Consider the following 19,346-nt stretch of genomic DNA (forward strand, 5'->3'; position numbering starts at 1 on the left):
TCTGGCTCCTTTCTCTGGCCGCGCCGATCACGGCGGCAGCTTGAATGGTTCGATTCCATGATAGAATAAGTTGCTCGAAAAGACAATCTCCAACCGGCGTCAATGCCTATATATTCGAAATTCGACGCAATTTATGCCCCTGATTTCTTGGGAGAATCTCTGCACAGTTCAGGCCGAATGGCTCGAAGGCGGGGAATGAAAAAAGCCGCTTCGCGGTGTTTCACACCACGAAACGGCATGCGGGAGGGAAAACCTCAATCTTCTTCTTCCTCTTCTTCGCTGTCGTCGAACAGTTCGTCGTTGTAGGCATCGACGACTCGCTGCCATTCTTCGTCGTCCTCAATCTCAGACAAAACCATTTGCTCGCCATCTTCCCCGTCGATGCGGAAAATGACGCCTTCTTCCATGGAGTCGTCGAGTGGCAACAACACTGCGTAGTCCTTGTTGTCGACGGTCAGGACTTCGCCCAGCACGAACTGATGCTCTTCGCCGTTTTCGTCCTCCAGGACGATGACCTCGTCCTCGTGATCGAAAAACTCGTCATGAGCCATTCCGTCTCATTCCCATCCGCAATCCAGATTTGGCCTGCGCCATGCTTGCAACAACATAACACCATGTGTCCACGGTGTCAACGCGTCCGACGGCGCTCACGGATTCGGCGGCGACGACAACCCTCGCTGCAGTCGGCTGGAGATATCGTCGAGCAACTGGTTGAGGTCTCGCTCGGCCTCTTCGAATGACGCAATCTCCGGGATTTGCCGCATGTCCGCCAGCAGACGATCCGCCTCTTCGATCACGTGCCGATAATGCATCGGCGGAACGCGGCGCGCCTGAAATTCGGCAACCGCCTCCTGGAGTTCTCGGAAACGGCGGAGCAACGACTGAGCTTCCAGCGAGTCGTCGAGTCGGGCCTTCGCGTCCCGGTAGCGCCGCGCCTGCTCGGAATCGGCGATGAGACGGGCGAGTTCCGTCGCTTTTTCCCAGAGCGCTCCTCGGTCCATCTCATCACCTCTCATCCGCAGCGTTACCGGGGCGAAGCTCCTCTATACGCCTACGTGGCGCTCGGCGCCGGACCTACGGTCGAATCCTCTTCGCGCATCAGCTCTTCGAGTTCCTTGACTGCACGGTGAAAGGCTTCCCGATTCCGCTCGTCGAGCGCGCGGTCGATCTTCATTCGGATCTCTTCGCGGCGCATCGCTCGCGCCTCGACTTCAGACAGGACTTGTTGCACTTCCGGCGGAATCGGAAGTTCCGGTAGATTGATGAAGACAAACAGCTTGTCGGTCGAGGACGCGCTGTTGAAGTACGCCTGGAGAGCGGGCAGGATCTCTTCCGCCTGGCTCACCTTTTTAATGCGGCCATTCAGCGGCAATCGGGCGATCATGCCGTGGCGCCCAATGATGAGAAGCGGCACGTTCTCCAAGACGATGTTCGTCGACTCCAGTTGGCTATGGCGAGCAGCGAGAAAGTCGATGACGGCCTCTGCTCCGGGCGGGAGCAGCTTGGTCTTGAGCAACAGGATGTCATCCTTCGTCATCATCGCGCGTTCACTCCTTTGCCGGAGTTTCCTCCTGACGGATCATACGCCTGGTATCACGCGACCGCGCTCGTTCTGATGGACAAGTTTCAACGCAAAGGCGATCCGTAGGTCGTACACCGACCGGCGCTTCGCCACCACCGAAGTGGTGCAAATATTGTAGCAAATGACCCGGCGAAAGAAAATGAGGTGAACGCCATTTTCCCATGCGTCACATCGATTCCCTGCGTCTAGGGATCGGCTAAGCCTCATACTACGTGCAGGGGAGGGAAGGCGCATGGGCGATTGGGTGTACTTCGCGGGCGTATATGATACCAAATTCGAAGCGTATTGTGCCGTCATGTGGGTTGAAGCGGACGAGCGAATTCGACGCTCCGCCCGTCCGACCCAGGTCGAGGTGTATCGTCTGCGCAATGGAAAGTACGGCGTCCGGTTCCTTCCTCAACGAGATGTGGCGCAGCGGGCGCGCGCGGAGTGAAGAAGAACGCTCGTATGCACGGACCAGAAGACAGCCATCCTGCGCGATGGCTGTCTTCTCCCATGTGAGGCATGATCTTCGGCGGTCAGGCGTTATCCTCATCGCTCGGCTCCCGCTTGCTTTCTTCCACAAGGAATTCCGCCACTTCGTCCGGGATCGGGGTGTCCGACTTTGCGCGGACGCGATCGGCCGCTTGAGCTTCCATATCTTGCGCTTTTTGGGCAACCTGCTTCGAAGTGTTCTCTGCAGTCGTCGAGATCTTTCCCATCCACCTGCGAGTCGCCTCGGCCGGATTCGAGGGCTTGACTACGCGTTCCACCGATGCCTTCATTGGACAGAAGCCCGTGATGGCTTCCGCAATTTTCATCGCGCCGAACCCTGCGAGCAGGGCTCGCGTGGGTGCGGATTGGCGGCGGCCATAGACGGCTGAAGACAAACTCGCGACCCCGGCGGCCAGGCGCAGGTAGCGATCCACAGGATGTAGATTGCGCTGCATGACCATCCTCCTCTCACGGGAATACCCACAGTATCCCGCGCATGGTGGCTTGGCATGCCGAAAGCGAACGCCTGCGCTGGAAATGTAATTGACTTTGACTAACCTTGATGAAATGGCAAGGGCGTGTCATAATGGTTATTGTAGTACCGTAGACGAAAAGGAGGCTTGAGCGCATGAGTCTCATCCCGTACGTGATCGAGCAGACGTCGCGAGGAGAGCGCAGCTATGACATTTACTCGCGCCTGCTGAAGGATCGGATCATCTTCTTAGGTACGCCTATCGACGACGACGTCGCGAACGCGGTCGTGGCGCAACTGCTGTTTTTGGCCGCGGATGATCCAGACAAAGACATCCAGATGTACATCAATAGTCCGGGAGGATCGGTGTCGGCAGGCCTCGCGATATATGACACCATGCAGCACATTAAGCCCGACGTGAGCACCATGTGTGTGGGCATGGCCGCGAGCATGGCGGCGGTGCTCCTGGCAGCGGGTGCAAAGGGCAAGCGGTATGCCCTTCCGAATTCTGAAGTGATGATCCATCAACCGCTCGGGGGCGCGCGGGGTCAGGCTTCGGATATCGAAATCCATGCTCGGCACATCCTGAAGACGCGGGAACGTCTCAACCGTATTCTGGCAGAGCGAACGGGACAACCGCTCGAGCGGGTCGCGCAGGATACAGACCGCGACAATTTCATGTCGGCGGAGGAAGCAAAGGCGTACGGATTGATTGACGAAGTCATTTACCGCTGACACGAAATCCGCTCACGGCCGAGGCGCGTCGGTGCCTCGGCCGTCTGACTTCGGGGGGAGTGAAGGTGGCGGAGGAGTTGTACTTCGATTACGCGGCGACGGCGCCGGTGCGCCCCGAGGTGCGGGAACGGATCACTGAATGGTTGGACATCTTTGGGAATCCGTCCTCGCTTCACCGCATGGGCATGCACGCAGAGCGCGCCCTTCGGCGCGCGCGGGACCAAGTCATGCAGAGCCTCGGTGCACGAGACGGCCGCCTTGTCTTTACAGGCGGGGGCACGGAGGCCAACAACCTCGCTATCTACGGAGTCGCGCGCGCTTACGCCCAGCGCGGACGCCACGTCGTAACTACGGCTATCGAACATCCGGCGGTCCGCGAGGCGATGGCGGAGCTTGAGCGAGAGGGTTTCGAAGTGTCCTACGTGCATCCAGATCATCACGGCGATGTGTCCGCGGAAGACGTGTTGCGCCACGTTCGGGACGACACGATTCTGGTCTCCGTGATGCATGTGAACAACGAGACAGGGGCTGTGTTGCCCGTGGAGCGGATTGCCGAGGGGCTGAATGCGCATCCCAAAGCGGTGTTTCACGTCGACGGAACCCAGGCGCTTGGGAAAATTCCCGTTTCGCTCGCTCGCGCTCGCATCCACCTGTATGCCGCTTCGGGGCACAAACTAGGGGCGTTGAAAGGCATCGGCGCGCTCTATGTCCATCCAAGCCTTCGGCTGAAGCCACATGTGGTGGGCGGCGGCCAGGAATTCGGCCTGCGGTCGGGCACGGAAAACGTGCTCGGGGCGCTGTCATTCGGGGAAGCTGCCTCTCATGCGGTACGCGACATGGACAACGATGTGAACGCAGAGGAGAAGAGGGCGCGCCTTGCGCGTGGCCTCGAGGAGCTCGGCTACGTGGTCATCCAGCCCGAACACCACTCGCCGTACATCTTGTGCGCGGCGTTGCCCGGCGCTCGGGGTGAAATCCTGGTCCATGCCTTCGAGGAAAAAGGCCTGTACATCTCCGCGGGAAGCGCCTGTTCGAGCGGTAAACACGGGCGCGAGCCCAGCCGCGTTTTGACAGCCATGGGCATCCCACCTGAGTTGGCACTTGCGGCAATTCGGTTCTCGTGGCATCCTGGCACTCGAATGTCGGAGATTGAACAAGCCATCGAAGTCGTCCGCGAGCGGACGGCCTGGGTCAAACAAGCGCTAGGCATTCGGTAGGAGGAACGGATCTTGTTATACGATCATCTCTTGATTCGGTACGGCGAATTGACGACGAAAGGTGCAAACCGTGCCGAGATGGAACAGCTTTTGGAGCGCAACGTGCGGCGCGCGCTGTCCCCATGGCCGGACGTAAAGGTGACGCGCAGCCAGCAGCGCATCGTGGTTCAGCTAAACGGGGCCCCCGTCGATGCGACGCTGCAAAAGCTGCAGCAGGTGTTCGGCATCTCGTCCATCTCGCCCGTCGCTGTCGCGCCGCTCGATCTGGAGGCCATTCAGCAGACCGCCGTCGAGGTGGCCAAGCGCGAGCTCATGGACAAGTCGACGTTCAAGGTGGAGGCTCGCCGGGGATTCAAAGGGTTTCCACTCGACAGCCCGGCGCTTCAAAAGGCCGTCGGGGCTGCTATCCTGCGCGCCTTGCCGCACATTCGCGTGGATGTTCACCATCCGGACGTGGTGATCGAAGTCGACATTCGCAAGTCCGCCGCGTACCTGTATCCCAGCCGCGTGCCTGGGCTTGGCGGTTTTCCGGTCGGCATGAGTGGCAAAGGACTGGTATTGCTCTCCGGGGGCATCGACAGCCCCGTCGCGGCTTGGAAGGCCATGAAACGAGGTCTGGCGCTCGAGCTCGTTCACTTTCACAGTTTCCCCTTTACCAGCGAGCGAGCTCAGCAAAAGGTGGAGGATCTCGCTTCCATCCTCACGAGGTGGGGCGGGCCCATGAAGCTCCATTTGGTGTCGGTCACGGCGATTCAGTCGGAAATCCAGCGTTCCGCGCCCGAGGGGCTCAGGACCATCCTGCTTCGACGCATGATGGTGCGCGCGGCATCGCGAATCGCGGACGAAGTCGGGGCCGGCGCGCTGGTGACGGGCGACAGCCTCGGACAAGTCGCGAGCCAAACGCTTTCCGCGCTGAACGCGGTCGATCGCGCCACGGATCACACCATCCTACGGCCACTCATCGCGGAGGACAAGCTCGAGATCATTGAACTCGCCAAGCGGATGGGGACGTATGAGATCTCGATTCTCCCGTTTGACGACTGCTGTTCGCTTTTTGCGCCGAAGCATCCGAAGACGAATCCGAAGCTAAGCGACCTGGAGCGAGCGGAGGCTCGTATGGACGTGGAGCGTCTCATTGCGGAAGCGGTCGCTTCGCGCGAGGAGAAGCTGGTGAAGGCGGATGAAGCATGGGACGCGGGCGCAACCTATCGGTGAATCGTTGGATCGTGGAGGGGTTTCGATGCGATGGCTTCGGCTCGCGTTTCGACTGTTCCGAGTGGCGTCCACCGCCTACGCGTTGTGGAACGCGTCCCGCCTCACGCGGGCGCTGTATCTAGGTCGTCTGGCCTGGCGGGCTGTCCGCCGCAAGCCGCTCTTCGATCATCCGCCGCGCGTCGTGATCGAATACGTAGGTGCGAAATCGCCATACATCTACCGGCGTCGCGGGTGGCGCAGGATTCGCTCGACCCATCGAGCCGAACCGTAGCGGTTTCATGTCCGGCCTTTGGTTTAAGTCTCCTCACCGGTGGGAATAACAAATGGTAGCGTCGGAATAATCCCGACTGACGACCATCGTTTTGAAAGGCCGGTGAGACGCGATGAGCGAGACGAGACAGAAGGACAGGGCGATGCGCCAAGACGCGTGGACGACTGAGGACGACGAGATTCTAGCGGAGATCGTCCTGAAACACATCAAGCAAGGTAGCACACAGCTGGCGGGGTTCAACGAAGCGGCGAGGCGGCTCGGGAGAACGGCGGCCGCGTGCGGGTTCCGCTGGAACGCCTGTGTGCGCAAGCAACAGCGTTACCGCATTGAACTCGCCAAGGAGGAGCGCAAGAAAAACAAGTCGCAGCGCGTGCAGGCGCAACTGGAGGGTGGCGATGCCGATCACCCGACAGCGACGCTCATGACATGGGCGCAGGTGCTTCGGTTCTTGCGCCAGGAGAAGAACACCGCGCAGGAGTGGGCATCGCGATGGCGCAGCGCGGAACGGCAACTGAATGAGTGGAAGGCGAAATACGAGGCGCTCGAGGTGGACTACAAGCGGGTCTCTGAGGAATTGCGTGAACTGAAGTCCACGCACGATGCCATCACCCGCGATTACAAGGCGCTCATGGAAATCATGGAGCGGGCGCGCAAAGCGGCTCTCCTGGACGATGATCTCATTGGTCCGAAGTTCGCCGAAGGGTTTATGTACCGAATTGATGAATACGGCAACCTGGAGCGGATTACGACCGGTGAGCGCATGGAGCAGGCTGAGTAGGCTTGCTCCTTTTGGATCCCTGAGGAGCCGTCACATGGCCTTAGGTGCGCATGGCATGTCCATCCACGAGCCATCCTACGAGCGAGGATGGTGAGAGGCATGCGGTTTACGTTCCGGTGGCCACGCGCCGCGTCCCGGTGGCTCACGCTCGGCGTGGCACTCTTTGCGCCGTTGGCCACGACGGGCTGTTATGATCGCCAGGAATTAGAGCAACAGGCGTTCGTGAGCGTGCTTGGCATCGACAAAGCCCCCGGTGGCCTCATCGACTGCACGTTTCGGATTGCGCAGCCGGTCAATCCGACTGGGGCAAGTTCGCGTTCGGGTGCTCAGCCGCTGGCGGGCAAGGAGCCCATCACGGTGCGCGCGCGGAGTATCCCCGAAGCGATGATGATTGCCAACGGGTCCGTGGAGCGTTCCATCACGTTCTCGCACCTGTCGCTCATCGTGTTCGGGGAAGACCTGGCGAAAGAGGGCGTGGAGCCTTACATCGAGGCGCTGACGCGCTATCGAGAGTTCCGGCGGACCGTACCGGTGTCCGTGTCCAAGGGCAAGGCCAGCGAGTCGATGAAAGCCTTCCAACCCATGCTCGATTCAGCCATCACCCGCATTGCAGACGGCGTAGCCCTGGTCTCTCAGCGGACTGGGACTGCACCGGTGTGCCCTATCCAATATCTGATTGACGGCATGGAGAATCCGCACGAGGACGCCATGGCGCCGATATTCGCCGTCAATCAGAACGTCGAAAAGGGCGAAATGCCTGATACGCCCGGGTTGTCGTATCGCGCCGGCGAGGTGCGCCGAGAAGGTGGCAATCCCGTCGACTGGATGGGCGCGGCGATCTTCCGCGAGGACCGCATGGTGGACGAGGTGACGGGAAAGGACTGCCTCTACCTGCGCCTTCTGCAGGGCGGGGTGCACCACGCGACGCTGACGCTGCAAGATCCCGAGGACCCGTCGCGCGACATCGGTTTGGAACTGCACAAGGAGCGGCCGGCAGAATACCAGGTGAAGCTCTCCAATCCGATGATCATCACCGCGCATGTGCCGGTGGACGCGGACGTGATCAACATCTCGTCGACGCGCAATTACGCCGATCCGGCCGCACGGCAGAAGCTCGAGTCCGAGCTCGACCAGCAGGTGTCGGAGCGCATGGAAAGGCTGTTGAAGCGGCTCCTCGTCGATGACCAGGCGGATGTCATACCCGTCTCGAAGGCCATCCGCAGTCAGTTCATGACCTATCAACAATTCGCGGCATTTCCTTGGGAGGAAAGGCTCAAAACCGCCAAGATTCAGGTTGACGTTCAGATACATGTGCGCCGCTTTGGCGTACAGCTTGAGCCTATTCAAAAACGGCCTGAGCCTAGCTCATCCAGCCTCCGTCGACCCTGAGAATCTGACCCGTGATGTAGGAAGCCCGCGGGCTCAAGAGAAACGAGGCGGCCGCGGCCACGTCTTCGGGTCGCCCGATTCGCCCAAGCGGAATTTCTCCTCGGAGCGCTTCGTGCTCCTCGGCGTCCAGGTGATGGAGCATCCTCGTTTCAATGGGGCCCGGCGCGACCGCGTTGACGCGCACGGGAATGGACGCCCACTCGCGCGCCAGTGACTTCATCCAGGCGATCACGCCGCCCTTGGCAGCTGCGTACGCCGCTTCCATGGCTGCGCCGTGGAGCGCGTAGACGGACGACACGAAGACGCACGCCGCCTGGCGAGACCGCCGCAGATGCGGGAATGCGGCTCGCGCAAGGTAGAACGCGGAAGAGAGGTGCTCATCGATGACTTGGCGCCACGCCGCGGAAGACATCTCGTGCGCCAGTGACCGCAGGTCCCTGCCCGCGGCGTGAACGACCAGCGTCGGTGTGCCAAGTTGCGTCGCTGCAGTCACAAGCGCTTCGGCGCCCGTTTCGTTCGACAGATCGGCTTGAACCGCGAGCGCCTCCGCGCCAAGCGCCGCGCACTGCGCCACGGTTCGTTCCGCGCGTTCCCTTCCCCTGAAATATCCGCAAACCACCTTCGCGCCTTGGGTTGCCAGCTCGACCGCGATGGCGCGCCCAATCCCACCCGAAGCGCCCGACACGATGGCTACTCGTTCCGAAAGCTCCCTTCTCGCCATGAGGTTTTCTCAACTCCTTACGGTTTTACATCCCTAGCCCCGGTTGTTATGATGAGTGTGGCCATTTTGGGTGGAGCAAAGGGGCGAGTTCTCCTTGAAGTGTACGGTATACGAGGCGCCGACCGGAAATCCACTAGCCGACGCCCATTTGTTCTCCTTTGATCGCGTCCATCATCTCTACGACGACCAAGATCCCCGCGATCTCGCGACCTATCGCGCGCGCGCCGAGGATGTCCTGCGGACCTACGCGGATGACACGCGCGCGTCACTGGTCAAGGCGTTGCGCTCGTTTCACCATCAGATTGGGGCATCCGCGGCCCAGAACCGAGCGCTGGATCGCCTGGCACAGGCCGAGGCGGTGGCCGTGGTCACGGGGCAGCAAGCGGGCTTGTTTACCGGCCCCATTTACAGCCTCGCCAAAGCGCTGACTGCCATCGGCGTCGCACGCGAGCTCGAACGCCGCCTCGAGCGCCCCGTGGTGCCGGTGTTCTGGATTGCCTCGGAGGACCACGACGCCGAGGAGGTCAACCACGCCCATGTGGTGGATCGGCTGGGCGAAGTGGCGCGCATTCAGCTTCCGCACCGATTCGAGCCGCACCAAATGATGTACTGCGAGGCGCTGACGGCTCGCGATGTGCGAAGCGCGCTGAACCAGGCCGACGCACGGCTCGCGGAAGCGAGTCACAAGCTCGAGGCGCTTCACGCCGTCTGGTCCGCGTGGCACGACGGGGATTCCCTCGCGATGTGGTTTGCGAGGATCATGGCGAAGCTTCTTGCCGAATACGGCCTCGTGTTCTTCGATCCGTGTCTGCCCCCCATCCGCCGCCTCGCCTGGCCCGTGTTCCGCCGCACGCTGGAGAGCGTGGACGAGGTGCAGCGGCGGCTCGACGAGGTGTACGCGGAAGTCGAACGGGCAGGTTTCGTTCCCGAGGTCGTTCGAGACCCGCGGCATTCGACCGTGTTCGCCGTGATCGACGGCAAGCGGTTCGTGCTGGAAACCGGCGGCCCGGGATTCGTCGCGCGCGGCCACGGCGAACGCGGCGCGCTGTCGGCATGGCTTGAGCGAGGAAATCTCGATCCCACCGGGTTCTCTGCCAACGTCCTCCTGAGGCCCGTGGTGCAGGATGTGGTGCTGCCGACTTTGGCTTACGTCGGGGGTCCGAGCGAGATCGCGTACTATCCGCTTTCGCGGGGCGTCTTCCGCGCGCACGGGCGGCGCCTGCCGCCGCTCATCCTGCGACAGCGCATGCGCCTCGTGCCCCCGAGCGTGGCCCGGCTGATCCGCAAGCATGGGCTGTCGCTCGACGAACTGCGCGAACCCTGCGATCTCGTCGGAAACCGGATGCGCGCCGACGTCTCGGAGCCGCTTCGGCGCGAGATCGATGGCTGGATAGAAGGCGTGCGCGCGAAGCTCGGTACCCTTCAGGCTTCGTATGCCGAACTGGGCCCGGACGTGCGCGCCATCTTCGAACGGCACGCGCGGATGGAGGAGCGCGCGTGGCGGGATCTGGAGCGGCGCATGGTGCGCGCGTGGAAGCGGCGGCACCAGGACGAGATCCGGCAGATGCGCCAGATTGAGCGATGTCTGTTCCCAGACGGATATCCACAGGAGCGGCGTCTTTGCCCGCTCAACTTCTGGAGCGAGGTCGGGACGCAAGCTTTCGGCGAGTTGCCGACCTGGAGCTCCATCTCCCAGATGGGCCCTGTGCTCGACGTCGTCATCGACAACTGAACTCGAGTGAGGCATGAGGCGATCGCGCCATGCGCGCGGTCGCCTCTTTATGCGCATTTGCGTGAAAAAATCCAGAGAGGTAGCAGGAGATCCGCAATCGACCTCGAACAGGTATGATTGTGGTGGAAAGTGGGGCAAAGTGGGGGACACGCGCGAGCGGGTGGTGAAGGCCGTTGTTCATGGGTGAGTACGAACATTCCCTCGACAGCAAAGGGCGGCTGACCATCCCGGCAAAGTTTCGGGATGGATTGGGGGATTCGTTCATCGTCACCCGCGGCCTGGATCAGTGCCTGTTCGCCTATCCGCTCGACGAGTGGCGCGCGCTCGAACAAAAGCTGAAGTCTCTCCCCATGACGCGATCGGACGCGAGAGCCTTCGTGCGCTTCTTCTTTTCGGGCGCGTCCGAGTGCGAGGTCGACAAGCAAGGCCGCATTCTCCTGCCTCCGAAGCTGCGCGAGTACGCGAAGCTTGAGAAGGAGTGCACGCTGATCGGGGTGTCGAATCGAGTCGAAATTTGGAACACAGAAGTCTGGGAACACTATTCGAGCGACGCGGAGCGGTCGTTTGCGGAGATTGCGGAGAACCTCGTCGACTTTTCGTTCTGAATCGCGGGGGATGAGGGATTGGAATTTGCCCACGAGACGGTGTTGTTGGAAGAGGCTGTTGAAGCGCTGCGGCCACGGTCCGGCGGCGTCTACGTGGATGCCACGCTGGGAGGAGGAGGCCATACCGCCCGCCTTCTCGAGCGTTCCGCACCCGACGGCATCGTGATGGCGTTTGATCAAGACGAAACGGCCATCGAACACGCCAAATCGCTGAAGCAAAAGTTTCCCGGTCGCCTCACAGTGGTCAAGGCGAATTTTGCCGAGATGGAGGAACACCTCCGGGCGCTTGGCGTGACGGCGGTCGACGGCGTCCTGTTCGATCTCGGCGTATCGTCACCTCAGTTTGATGTCCCGGAGCGAGGGTTCAGCTACTGGCATGAAGGCCCGCTCGACATGCGCATGGATCGGCGCCAGCCTCTCACTGCGCGCGAGGTCGTCAACGAGTGGGATGAGCGGGAACTAGCGCGCATCATCCGGGAGTACGGCGAGGAGAGGTTTGCGACGGCCATTGCGCGCGCCATCGCGCGGGCGAGGTCGAAAAGGCCCATCGAGACCACGACGGAGCTGGCCGAGATTGTCAAGGGTGCCATTCCGGCTGCCGCGCGGCGCGCCGGCCCGCATCCCGCGCGTCGTACCTTCCAAGCCATCCGCATCGCGGTGAACGATGAACTTGGCGTCTTGGAGCGCGGCGTAGAGGCGGCTTTTCGCATCTTGAGGCCCGGGGGACGGCTTTCGGTCATCACCTTCCATTCGCTTGAGGACCGAGCCGTCAAGCGGCTGTTTCAGACGTGGGCGCAGGGCTGCGTTTGTCCGCCGGAATTCCCGGTGTGTCAATGTGGCCGCAAACCTTTAGGACGTATGGTGTTGCGAAAGCCCGTGACGCCTTCGAGCGAGGAGTTGGAACGCAATCCGCGCGCGCGATCGGCGAAGCTGCGCGCTTTCGAAAAGCTGGATCATGGGGAGCGATGAATACCATGTCTGCCGTACAACAGGAACTTCGCACGCGTCGCGAGGCGTGGGGGCACACGACGCCGGGGCGTGAACGGGATGCGCGAGAGGCGGAGCGGCGCGCCGCGCGCCGGCGTCTCTGGAACCGGGTGAGCTTCGCGTTGTGCTGTATCGTCAGCTTCGGAGCCGTATGGTGGGTCGCTGCCAAGGGGGCCGAGATCTACGAGCTGAACGACGAGCACGCGAAGCTCCAGGCGGCCATTGCCGCGCAGCAAGCGGTCAACGCCAACCTTCAAATGCAGGTGTCGGAGCTCGAGCAGCCCGCGCATATTCTGGATGTCGCCATCAACAAGTTGCACATGGTCTACAAAAATCCGGTGATGATTCCGACGCAGGGGAACGGCGAGTGATGGCATGAACCGAGGAAGCAGGCGAACGGGCAGGCAAAGCAGCTGGAAACGCCCGAAACGGCGGCTCTGGGCGCTCCAGTTGGCGATGGTGGCGACGCTCGGCGCCGTGGTCTGGCGCATTTACGACGTGCAGCGGGTGTATGGCGGAACCTTGAAGCACGATGCGGACAAGGTCATCGACGTGACGGAACCTCTTCTGGCGCCTCGTGGAGCCATCTTAGATGCAGAGGGCAATCGCCTCGCCTACGATGTCCCGGCCTATTACGTCGACATCGAACTCCAGCCCATTCGCCCGTACGCAGACCAAGCCGCGCGGATTCTCGCGCCCATCTTGGGGACCAACGCGTCCCAACTCGCCGCGCTCTTGTCGAAGCAAGCCGCCTGGATTCAGTTGCCGACGCCTGTGGAGGCCATCGTGAAGTCGAAGCTCGAGGCGGCGTTTGCCGCGCATGCCTGGGCACCAGATGACCGGCGCACAGCCTGGTCGAACTGCGTGACGTTCACTCCAACGGAACTGCGCGTGTATCCGTACGGCGATTTCGCGTCGAACGCCATCGGATATGTGGTCAAGGGCGTGGGCGAAAGCGGCGTGGAACTCGAGATGAATGCTTACTTGGCCGGCCATAACGGCCTCATTTCGTACGAGCAGGATCCGACCGGCGTGCCCATCCCGGGCAGCGTGAAAATCGTCAAAGCCCCTAGGGCCGGTGACAACGTTCAGTTGACCATCGACGACACCATCCAGGGCTACGTCGAAGACCAGATGGACGCGCTCGTGCAGAAATATCATCCGCAGCATGCCGCCATCGTGGTGTCCAATCCGCAGACCGGCGCCATTCTCGCCATGTCCAGCTGGCCCAACTTCAATCCCAACCAATACTGGAAGGCGAGTCTCGAGGCGCTTTCTTCCAATTGGGCGGTATCCAGCACATTCGAGCCCGGATCCACGTTCAAGCCGTTTGTGCTTGCGGCTGCGCTGGCAACACACTCCATCAACCTCTACGACACGTTTCAGTCGGGGCAAATCACCATCGACGGCCGCACGATTCATGACTGGAATTACGTGGGATTCGGCGTGCTGACCTACCAGCAGGCGCTCGAAGAATCGTCGAACGTGGGCTTTGCGCGGATTGCGATGGCCCTGGGATGGCCGAACCTGAACAAATACCTACAGCTATTTGGCTTCACGCAGCCTACCGGAATCGACCTTCCCAACGAGGCAAACTCTATCCTGTTTCCGCCGTCTGAACAGGGAGAACTCGAGCTCGCGACGGCGGGATTTGGACAAGGAATCGCGGTGACGCCGATGCAACAGATTATGGCCATGGACGCGATTGCGAACGGTGGGCGGCTGATGCGGCCGTACATCATCAGCAAGGTGATCTCGCCCTCGGGCAAGGTGATTCGGGAGAATCGCCCGACGGTGATTCGGCAGGGATTTCTGCCGGAGAGCGTCATCGAAGCGGTTCGGGACACGATGGTGCTCGACGTCTCCGATCCAAAGCATGGCATCGATACGGGGGCCGCGATTCCAGGCTATGAGGTAGCAGGCAAGACGGGCACGGCCCAAATTGTGAATCCGGCGACCGGCGCGTACTACCAAAACAAGTTTGAGACCTCCTTCATCGGGTTCGTGCCCGCACAGGACCCCAAGGTTGTGGTGTACGTCACGGTGTACGATCCGCAGGTAGCGCCGGACGAAGCGTGGGGAAGCACGGTGGCCATTCCGATTGCGCGGGCCATCATGCAGGAGTGCCTGAACTACTATCACATTCCGCCGACGGGTGCCGTGAAATCCCTTCAGTCCGAGCCTGGTCAGGGCCAGGTGTCGTACGTGGAGACGCCGAATCTGGTCGGAATGTCGCAGACGGAGGCGGAGGCTGCGCTCGCACAGGATGGGCTGCAAGGGATGTTCGCCGGGTCGAGCGGCGTGATCGAGCGGCAATGGCCAGCGCCCGGCGTGGAGGTGCCGCGGGGCTCGAAGCTGTACGCGTTGCTCGCCAATCACGAGTCGGCTACCTTGACCATGCCGGATTTGACGGGCCTGACGCTTCGGGAAGCGGCCAACTTGCTCGCCGCGATGGGTTTGGACGTCTCGACGTCGGGGTCGGGCTACGTCGTGAGTCAGTCCGTTCCTCCGGGGGCACGCGTGAAGGCGGGCGACACCGTCGAGATTCGGTTATCTCCCAAGGGCTGACCGAAGTGTCGGCCCTTCTATTTCCGGGTGAGCGCGCATAGGCTAGTCTCAGCGAACAAGCTGTGCGACGTTGGGGGCGAGGTCTGTGCGCGTGACTCCGGGACTGATGAGGCGGCGGCTGGTGATGCTTCTCTTTGGGCTCTTTGCGGCCATCGGCGCGCTCATAGGCCGGCTCGCCTACGTGCAGGGCTGGCAGGCGACGTGGCTCTCGAACCTGGCCAAGCAGTCGTGGGATCGCACTGTGCCGCTGTCCGGCATCCGCGGGAGCATCTTGGCGAGCAACGGGCAGCCGCTGACGTACACGGCGAGTGCGCCCACCATCGTGGCCGTGCCAAGCCAGATCAAGGACAAAGCGGGCACGGCCGCCAAGCTGGCACCTATCCTTCATATGAGCGTGGACAGCGTGCTGCGGCAGATTTCCCAGCGGGAGCTCATGGTCTATATCCGCCCTGGAGGGCGCCAGATGTCGGAGGAGCAGGCGAACGCCGTCCGCAAATTGGAGTTGCCTGGCATCTACCTGACGGAGGACGGCAAGCGAGCCTATCCGTACGGATCGCTCGCGGCGCAGGTGCTCGGCATCACGGGCTATGACAACGTCGGACTCACAGGGCTCGAAAAGCAGTACAACGGTGTCCTGAGCGGCAAAAAGGGAGGCATCACGTTTTACGCGAAGGCGAACGGTGAACTGATTCCGGGCGAGGGTCAGTCGGTGGTCGAGCCGACGGACGGCGACGACATCAAGACCACCCTGAACCTCCAGATTCAGCAGTTCGTTGAGCGAGAGATCGAGCAGGCGGTGGCGGAGTATCATCCGGATTCTGTCACCGCGATAGTCGAGAACCCAAAGACGGGCGCCATCCTCGCCATGGCGAACTATCCCACGTTCAATCCCGCGGACTGGCGTTCAGCCGATCCGTCGACCTACAACCGCAACCTGGCCATCTGGCAGACCTTCGAGCCGGGATCCACCTTCAAGATTGTGACGCTGGCCGCGGCGCTACAGGAAGACAAGGTGAACTTGAACGATCGATTCTACGATCCCGGCTACTACGAAGTCGCCGGGCACCGCATTCGCTGCTGGAAGGCGGGCGGTCATGGCTCCGAGTCGTTTTTAAACGTGGTGGAAAACTCGTGCAACCCTGGGTTCATCGCCCTCGGCGAGCGTTTGGGCAAGGAAGCACTGTTCTCGTACATCCGCGCATTTGGATTTGGGCAAAAGACCGGGATCGATCTTCCCGGAGAAGGAAACGGGATCCTGTTCAAGTTGAATCAAGTTGGCCCGCTGGAGTTGGCCACCACCGCCTTCGGCCAGGGCGTGTCGGTCACGCCCATTCAGCAGGTGATGGCTGTGGGCGCCGTGGCGAACGGCGGCAAGCTGATGAAGCCTTATCTCGTGTCCGAAATCATCGACCCGGATACGGGCCGCGTGCTCTCCGTGACGAAGCCGACCGTGGTGCGCCAGGTCATTTCCCCCCAGGTGGCCGCGGAGGTGCGCGCTGCCCTGGAGAGCGTGGTGGCGAACGGGAGCGGTACCCGGGCGTACCGCGACGGTTACCGGATCGCCGGGAAGACCGGTACGGCACAGGTGGCGAAGAACGGGCGGTACGAGCCGGGGCACTACATTGTTTCCTTCATAGGCATGGCGCCAGCCAACGATCCGGCCCTGGTCGCTTACGTCGCCATTGACAACCCGCATCCGGAGCACGGGATCGTGTTTGGCGGCGTCATTGTCGCGCCGATTGTCGGAAACATTTTGGACGATGGGCTGCGCGAGCTCGGCGTGCCCCCGCAGACACAGGGACTCAAGAAGAAGTACCGGTACCCCGAGGTGCCGCCGGTGACGGTCCCGAACTTTGTGGGGCTCACCATGAAGGAGGCCCAGAACCTGGCGTTGCAGAATTCCGCGAACCTGAGGGTGCAGGTGCTTGGGCAGGGGGACGTGATCATCGCGCAGGCGCCGGCAGGGGGCGCGCAGGTGGAACCGGGATCGACCATCCGCCTCTACCGCGGTCAGAGGGCGCCATCCGGGAACCAGGTGGCGACCTTCGCGCTCGGAGGTTGACATCGGGTGACGGCTGACCTAGATTTGCGATGGCACGCCGGAGGTTGGGAGGAAGGCGCTTTGCGACTGAGACAGCTGTTTCAGCCTTTCGTAAATTTTCAAGTCACCAACGGGGAGAACCCTGACGTCGTGAACATCACCACTGACTCGCGGGACGTCGAACCCGGCAGCCTGTTTGTGGCGGTGCGCGGCCACACGGTGGACGGACACCGGTTTGCCCGGCAGGCTGTGGAGCGCGGTGCCGTGGCGGTGATGGTGGAAGAGCCCGTGGCCGACTTGCCTGCATCCATTCCTCAGGTGGTGGTGCCGGATACGCGCCATTGGAGCGCGCTGGTCGCGGACAGGCTGTTTGGAAGCCCGTCGCGCGAGCTCCGGGTGATTGGAGTCACGGGCACCAACGGCAAAACCACCGTGACGCACATCGTGCGTCACTTGCTCGATACCTCAGGGAGAAGAGCTGGACTCATTGGGACGGTCGGTGCCAAACTGGGTCAAGCCTCTTGGCCGCTTCCCAACACGACGCCTGAGGCCGTGGAGGTCCATCGATGGCTTCGTCGGTTCGCGGACGAAGGCGCGACACACGCAGTGATGGAGGTGTCGTCGCACGCGCTCGTGGAGCGGCGGGCGGCGGGGGTGTCGTTCGCCTGCGCCGCGTTCACGAACTTGACACAAGATCACCTCGATTTTCACGGTACCATGGAACGGTATGCAGCGGCGAAGGCGCTCCTGTTCTCTCGGCTCGGCAATGGCGCGGGGGATGATCCGGCCCGTTCCGTCTACGCGGTCCTCAATGCGGACGATCCCTGGTCTTGGGTGATGGCGGAGGCCTCCGCTGCGCCGATCCTCACCTACGGGATGGAGCGCTCTGCGGACGTCAAGGCTCGGGACGTGCGGCTTTCGGCAAGTGGCGCGCGCTTCTGGGTAGATTCCCCCGCAGGCGCGTTCGAGATTGAAACGCCGCTCATCGGCCGATTTAACGTCTACAACACGCTGGCGGCGGTCGCCATCGCCCTCGTGGAAGGGCTCACGCCGACAGAAATCCGGGACGGCATTCGCTCGTATCCGAGCGTGCCCGGCCGGATGGAGCGTATCGACGAGGGCCAGCCGTTCTCGGTGTTTGTGGATTACGCGCACACGCCGGACGGGCTCGAGAACGTGCTCGCGGCGGTTCGCGAGTTCGCACCTGCGCGCGTCCTCGTGGTGGTGGGCTGTGGCGGCGATCGCGACCGCACCAAGCGCCCCAAGATGGCGGAGGTGGCAGTGAGACTGGCGGACCGGGCCATCTTCACGAGTGACAACCCGCGGAGCGAGGATCCCTTCGCCATCCTCGCGGACATGCGCGCTGGCGTCCATGCGGCGCAAGAGCACAAGGTGCGGGAAGAGGTGGATCGCCGGCGCGCCATTGAGATGGCCATCTCGGAAGCGGAGCCTGGAGACGTCGTCGTGATCGCGGGTAAGGGACACGAGGACTACCAGATCATCGGCGCGGAGAAGCGCCATTTTGACGATCGCGAAGAAGCCCGCCGAGCCATACGCGCGCGGTACGGGCGGAACTAGGGGGCGTTTCCGTTGGACATTCAGGCGCTCTTGCTGACGGCGCTCGCGGCATTCGTGATCGGCGTGCTCTTGGGGCCCATCGCCATTCCGCTCTTGCACCGCCTCAAGTTTGGCCAGTCGATTCGCGAAGAGGGGCCCAAGCACCATCAGTCGAAGGCCGGCACGCCCACGATGGGCGGCGTGATCATCCTCGCTGCGGTGGTGCTGACGACCCTCCGATTTGCGTTCGGCAGCCTGGACACGGTCATGATGCTTGTCGCCACGGTGGGGTTCGGGCTGATTGGTTTCGCGGACGATCTGATTAAAATTGTAAAGAAGCGAAACCTGGGGCTTACAGCCAAGCAGAAAGTGGTGTTTCAGTCCCTGCTGACAGTCATGTTGTTCCTTCTCTTGTATCGGGAGCAGGGGCAGGAGGCGCTGTCCGTGCATATCCCTTTCACGGACGCCGCGATTCGCCTCGGCTTCTTGTACATCCTGTTTCTGATGCTGGTGTTGGTGGGCACGACCAACGCGGTCAACCTCACGGACGGACTGGACGGGCTGTTGTCGGGCTCGGCCATCATGGTGTTTGCGGCGTATGCGGTGTACGCCTATTGGCACACGAGCTACGATGTGGCCCTGTACTGTGCAGCCATGGTAGGGGCGCTCGCCGCGTTTCTCGTGTTCAACCGACATCCGGCGAAAGTGTTCATGGGCGACACGGGGTCGCTTGCCATCGGCGGGGGGCTCGCCATGGCCGCCGTCCTGACGCACAGCGAATTGACACTCATCCTGTTCGGCCTTGTGTTCGTTATCGAGGCTCTGTCCGTCATCATTCAGGTGTTTTCGTATCAGATGTTTGGACGGCGCGTCTTTCGCATGAGCCCGCTGCATCACCATTTCGAGCTCGGCGGCTGGTCGGAGTGGGAGGTCGTCATCCTCTTCTGGCTCGCGTCGTTCATCTGCGCCTTTGGCACGCTCGCGATGGTGTCGCATTGAGGG

At 61.9% G+C, this 19,346-nt stretch carries 20 protein-coding genes; 15 read left to right on the forward strand and 5 right to left on the reverse strand.

The window, feature by feature from the left end; translation table 11 throughout:
• Window positions 1-254: 254 nt before the first annotated feature.
• The 3 genes from TC41_RS05425 to TC41_RS05435 form a co-directional block, all read right to left on the reverse strand.
• Window positions 255-551, reverse strand: a complete 297-nt coding sequence (locus TC41_RS05425) for a DUF1292 domain-containing protein (RefSeq protein ID WP_014464009.1) — start codon at window positions 549-551, stop codon at window positions 255-257.
• 96 nt (window positions 552-647) lie between these two features.
• Window positions 648-1,001, reverse strand: coding sequence for a YlbF family regulator (locus tag TC41_RS05430; protein WP_014464010.1), 354 nt, complete (start codon window positions 999-1,001; stop codon window positions 648-650).
• A gap of 50 nt (window positions 1,002-1,051) precedes the next feature.
• The gene (locus tag TC41_RS05435; RefSeq protein ID WP_014464011.1) at window positions 1,052-1,540 is read right to left on the reverse strand and encodes an IDEAL domain-containing protein; all 489 of its coding nucleotides are present in this window, start codon (window positions 1,538-1,540) and stop codon (window positions 1,052-1,054) included.
• 274 nt (window positions 1,541-1,814) lie between these two features.
• Between TC41_RS05435 and TC41_RS05440 the strand changes: the two genes are divergently transcribed.
• Complete coding sequence (locus TC41_RS05440) at window positions 1,815-2,015, forward strand: hypothetical protein (protein ID WP_012810628.1); 201 nt, start codon at window positions 1,815-1,817, stop codon at window positions 2,013-2,015.
• Between the two features lie 85 nt (window positions 2,016-2,100).
• Here the strand turns inward: TC41_RS05440 and TC41_RS05445 are convergent, their stop codons facing one another.
• The gene (locus TC41_RS05445) at window positions 2,101-2,511 is read right to left on the reverse strand and encodes a YgaP family membrane protein (protein ID WP_148260130.1); all 411 of its coding nucleotides are present in this window, start codon (window positions 2,509-2,511) and stop codon (window positions 2,101-2,103) included.
• Window positions 2,512-2,684: 173 nt separating this feature from the next.
• Between TC41_RS05445 and clpP the strand changes: the two genes are divergently transcribed.
• From clpP to TC41_RS05475, 6 genes are all read left to right on the forward strand, one after another.
• Window positions 2,685-3,263 carry an ATP-dependent Clp endopeptidase proteolytic subunit ClpP gene (gene clpP, locus TC41_RS05450; RefSeq protein ID WP_008339574.1) on the forward strand — a complete coding sequence of 193 codons (579 nt, stop codon included), beginning with the start codon at window positions 2,685-2,687 and terminating at the stop codon, window positions 3,261-3,263.
• Window positions 3,264-3,328: 65 nt separating this feature from the next.
• A complete protein-coding gene (locus TC41_RS05455) occupies window positions 3,329-4,480 on the forward strand; it encodes a cysteine desulfurase family protein (RefSeq protein WP_041695089.1) in 1,152 nt (383 codons plus the stop codon).
• A gap of 12 nt (window positions 4,481-4,492) precedes the next feature.
• A complete protein-coding gene (gene thiI, locus TC41_RS05460; RefSeq protein ID WP_014464014.1) occupies window positions 4,493-5,695 on the forward strand; it encodes a tRNA uracil 4-sulfurtransferase ThiI in 1,203 nt (400 codons plus the stop codon).
• Between the two features lie 25 nt (window positions 5,696-5,720).
• Complete coding sequence (locus tag TC41_RS05465; RefSeq protein ID WP_014464015.1) at window positions 5,721-5,966, forward strand: hypothetical protein; 246 nt, start codon at window positions 5,721-5,723, stop codon at window positions 5,964-5,966.
• A gap of 142 nt (window positions 5,967-6,108) precedes the next feature.
• Window positions 6,109-6,744 carry an RsfA family transcriptional regulator gene (locus tag TC41_RS05470; RefSeq protein ID WP_041695090.1) on the forward strand — a complete coding sequence of 212 codons (636 nt, stop codon included), beginning with the start codon at window positions 6,109-6,111 and terminating at the stop codon, window positions 6,742-6,744.
• A 99-nt stretch (window positions 6,745-6,843) separates the two neighbouring features.
• Window positions 6,844-8,133 carry a Ger(x)C family spore germination protein gene (locus TC41_RS05475; RefSeq protein ID WP_049784336.1) on the forward strand — a complete coding sequence of 430 codons (1,290 nt, stop codon included), beginning with the start codon at window positions 6,844-6,846 and terminating at the stop codon, window positions 8,131-8,133.
• Here TC41_RS05475 and ymfI read toward each other — a convergent pair.
• Window positions 8,105-8,854, reverse strand: a complete 750-nt coding sequence (ymfI, locus tag TC41_RS05480) for an elongation factor P 5-aminopentanone reductase (protein WP_014464018.1) — start codon at window positions 8,852-8,854, stop codon at window positions 8,105-8,107. The genes TC41_RS05475 and ymfI overlap by 29 nt on opposite strands.
• Before the next feature lie 94 nt (window positions 8,855-8,948).
• On the opposite strand from ymfI, the gene bshC reads away from it, so the two are divergent.
• The 8 genes from bshC (at window position 8,949) to mraY (ending at window position 19,343) form a co-directional block, all read left to right on the forward strand.
• Window positions 8,949-10,586: a bacillithiol biosynthesis cysteine-adding enzyme BshC gene (gene bshC / locus TC41_RS05485; protein ID WP_041695091.1), complete on the forward strand. Its 1,638-nt coding sequence runs from the start codon at window positions 8,949-8,951 to the stop codon at window positions 10,584-10,586.
• Window positions 10,587-10,759: 173 nt separating this feature from the next.
• Window positions 10,760-11,191: a division/cell wall cluster transcriptional repressor MraZ gene (mraZ, locus tag TC41_RS05490; RefSeq protein ID WP_041695092.1), complete on the forward strand. Its 432-nt coding sequence runs from the start codon at window positions 10,760-10,762 to the stop codon at window positions 11,189-11,191.
• Window positions 11,192-11,209: 18 nt separating this feature from the next.
• Complete coding sequence (rsmH, locus tag TC41_RS05495) at window positions 11,210-12,160, forward strand: 16S rRNA (cytosine(1402)-N(4))-methyltransferase RsmH (RefSeq protein ID WP_014464021.1); 951 nt, start codon at window positions 11,210-11,212, stop codon at window positions 12,158-12,160.
• A 5-nt stretch (window positions 12,161-12,165) separates the two neighbouring features.
• A complete protein-coding gene (locus TC41_RS05500) occupies window positions 12,166-12,549 on the forward strand; it encodes a septum formation initiator family protein (RefSeq protein ID WP_014464022.1) in 384 nt (127 codons plus the stop codon).
• Window positions 12,550-12,553: 4 nt separating this feature from the next.
• On the forward strand, window positions 12,554-14,746 hold the full coding sequence (locus TC41_RS05505; protein ID WP_014464023.1) for a penicillin-binding protein: 2,193 nt from the start codon (window positions 12,554-12,556) through the stop codon (window positions 14,744-14,746).
• An 85-nt stretch (window positions 14,747-14,831) separates the two neighbouring features.
• Window positions 14,832-16,808: a stage V sporulation protein D gene (locus TC41_RS05510; protein WP_445595380.1), complete on the forward strand. Its 1,977-nt coding sequence runs from the start codon at window positions 14,832-14,834 to the stop codon at window positions 16,806-16,808.
• A 60-nt stretch (window positions 16,809-16,868) separates the two neighbouring features.
• Window positions 16,869-18,365, forward strand: coding sequence for a UDP-N-acetylmuramoyl-L-alanyl-D-glutamate--2,6-diaminopimelate ligase (locus tag TC41_RS05515; protein ID WP_041695093.1), 1,497 nt, complete (start codon window positions 16,869-16,871; stop codon window positions 18,363-18,365).
• 12 nt (window positions 18,366-18,377) lie between these two features.
• On the forward strand, window positions 18,378-19,343 hold the full coding sequence (gene mraY / locus TC41_RS05520; RefSeq protein WP_014464026.1) for a phospho-N-acetylmuramoyl-pentapeptide-transferase: 966 nt from the start codon (window positions 18,378-18,380) through the stop codon (window positions 19,341-19,343).
• The last annotated feature ends 3 nt before the right edge of the window (window positions 19,344-19,346 follow it).

Source organism: Alicyclobacillus acidocaldarius subsp. acidocaldarius Tc-4-1, assembly GCF_000219875.1.
Taxonomy (GTDB): domain Bacteria; phylum Bacillota; class Bacilli; order Alicyclobacillales; family Alicyclobacillaceae; genus Alicyclobacillus; species Alicyclobacillus acidocaldarius_A.

What these genes read in the sequence shown, in the direction of transcription:
- TC41_RS05425 (WP_014464009.1), bottom strand. Translation starts at nt 551, where the DNA reads ATGGCTCATGACGAGTTTTTCGATCACGAGGACGAGGTCATCGTCCTG.
- TC41_RS05430 (WP_014464010.1), bottom strand. Translation starts at nt 1,001, where the DNA reads ATGGACCGAGGAGCGCTCTGGGAAAAAGCGACGGAACTCGCCCGTCTC.
- TC41_RS05435 (WP_014464011.1), bottom strand. Translation starts at nt 1,540, where the DNA reads ATGATGACGAAGGATGACATCCTGTTGCTCAAGACCAAGCTGCTCCCG.
- TC41_RS05440 (WP_012810628.1), top strand. Translation starts at nt 1,815, where the DNA reads ATGGGCGATTGGGTGTACTTCGCGGGCGTATATGATACCAAATTCGAA.
- TC41_RS05445 (WP_148260130.1), bottom strand. Translation starts at nt 2,511, where the DNA reads ATGCAGCGCAATCTACATCCTGTGGATCGCTACCTGCGCCTGGCCGCC.
- clpP (WP_008339574.1), top strand. Translation starts at nt 2,685, where the DNA reads ATGAGTCTCATCCCGTACGTGATCGAGCAGACGTCGCGAGGAGAGCGC.
- TC41_RS05465 (WP_014464015.1), top strand. Translation starts at nt 5,721, where the DNA reads ATGCGATGGCTTCGGCTCGCGTTTCGACTGTTCCGAGTGGCGTCCACC.
- TC41_RS05470 (WP_041695090.1), top strand. Translation starts at nt 6,109, where the DNA reads ATGCGCCAAGACGCGTGGACGACTGAGGACGACGAGATTCTAGCGGAG.
- TC41_RS05475 (WP_049784336.1), top strand. Translation starts at nt 6,844, where the DNA reads ATGCGGTTTACGTTCCGGTGGCCACGCGCCGCGTCCCGGTGGCTCACG.
- ymfI (WP_014464018.1), bottom strand. Translation starts at nt 8,854, where the DNA reads ATGGCGAGAAGGGAGCTTTCGGAACGAGTAGCCATCGTGTCGGGCGCT.
- TC41_RS05500 (WP_014464022.1), top strand. Translation starts at nt 12,166, where the DNA reads ATGTCTGCCGTACAACAGGAACTTCGCACGCGTCGCGAGGCGTGGGGG.
- TC41_RS05505 (WP_014464023.1), top strand. Translation starts at nt 12,554, where the DNA reads ATGAACCGAGGAAGCAGGCGAACGGGCAGGCAAAGCAGCTGGAAACGC.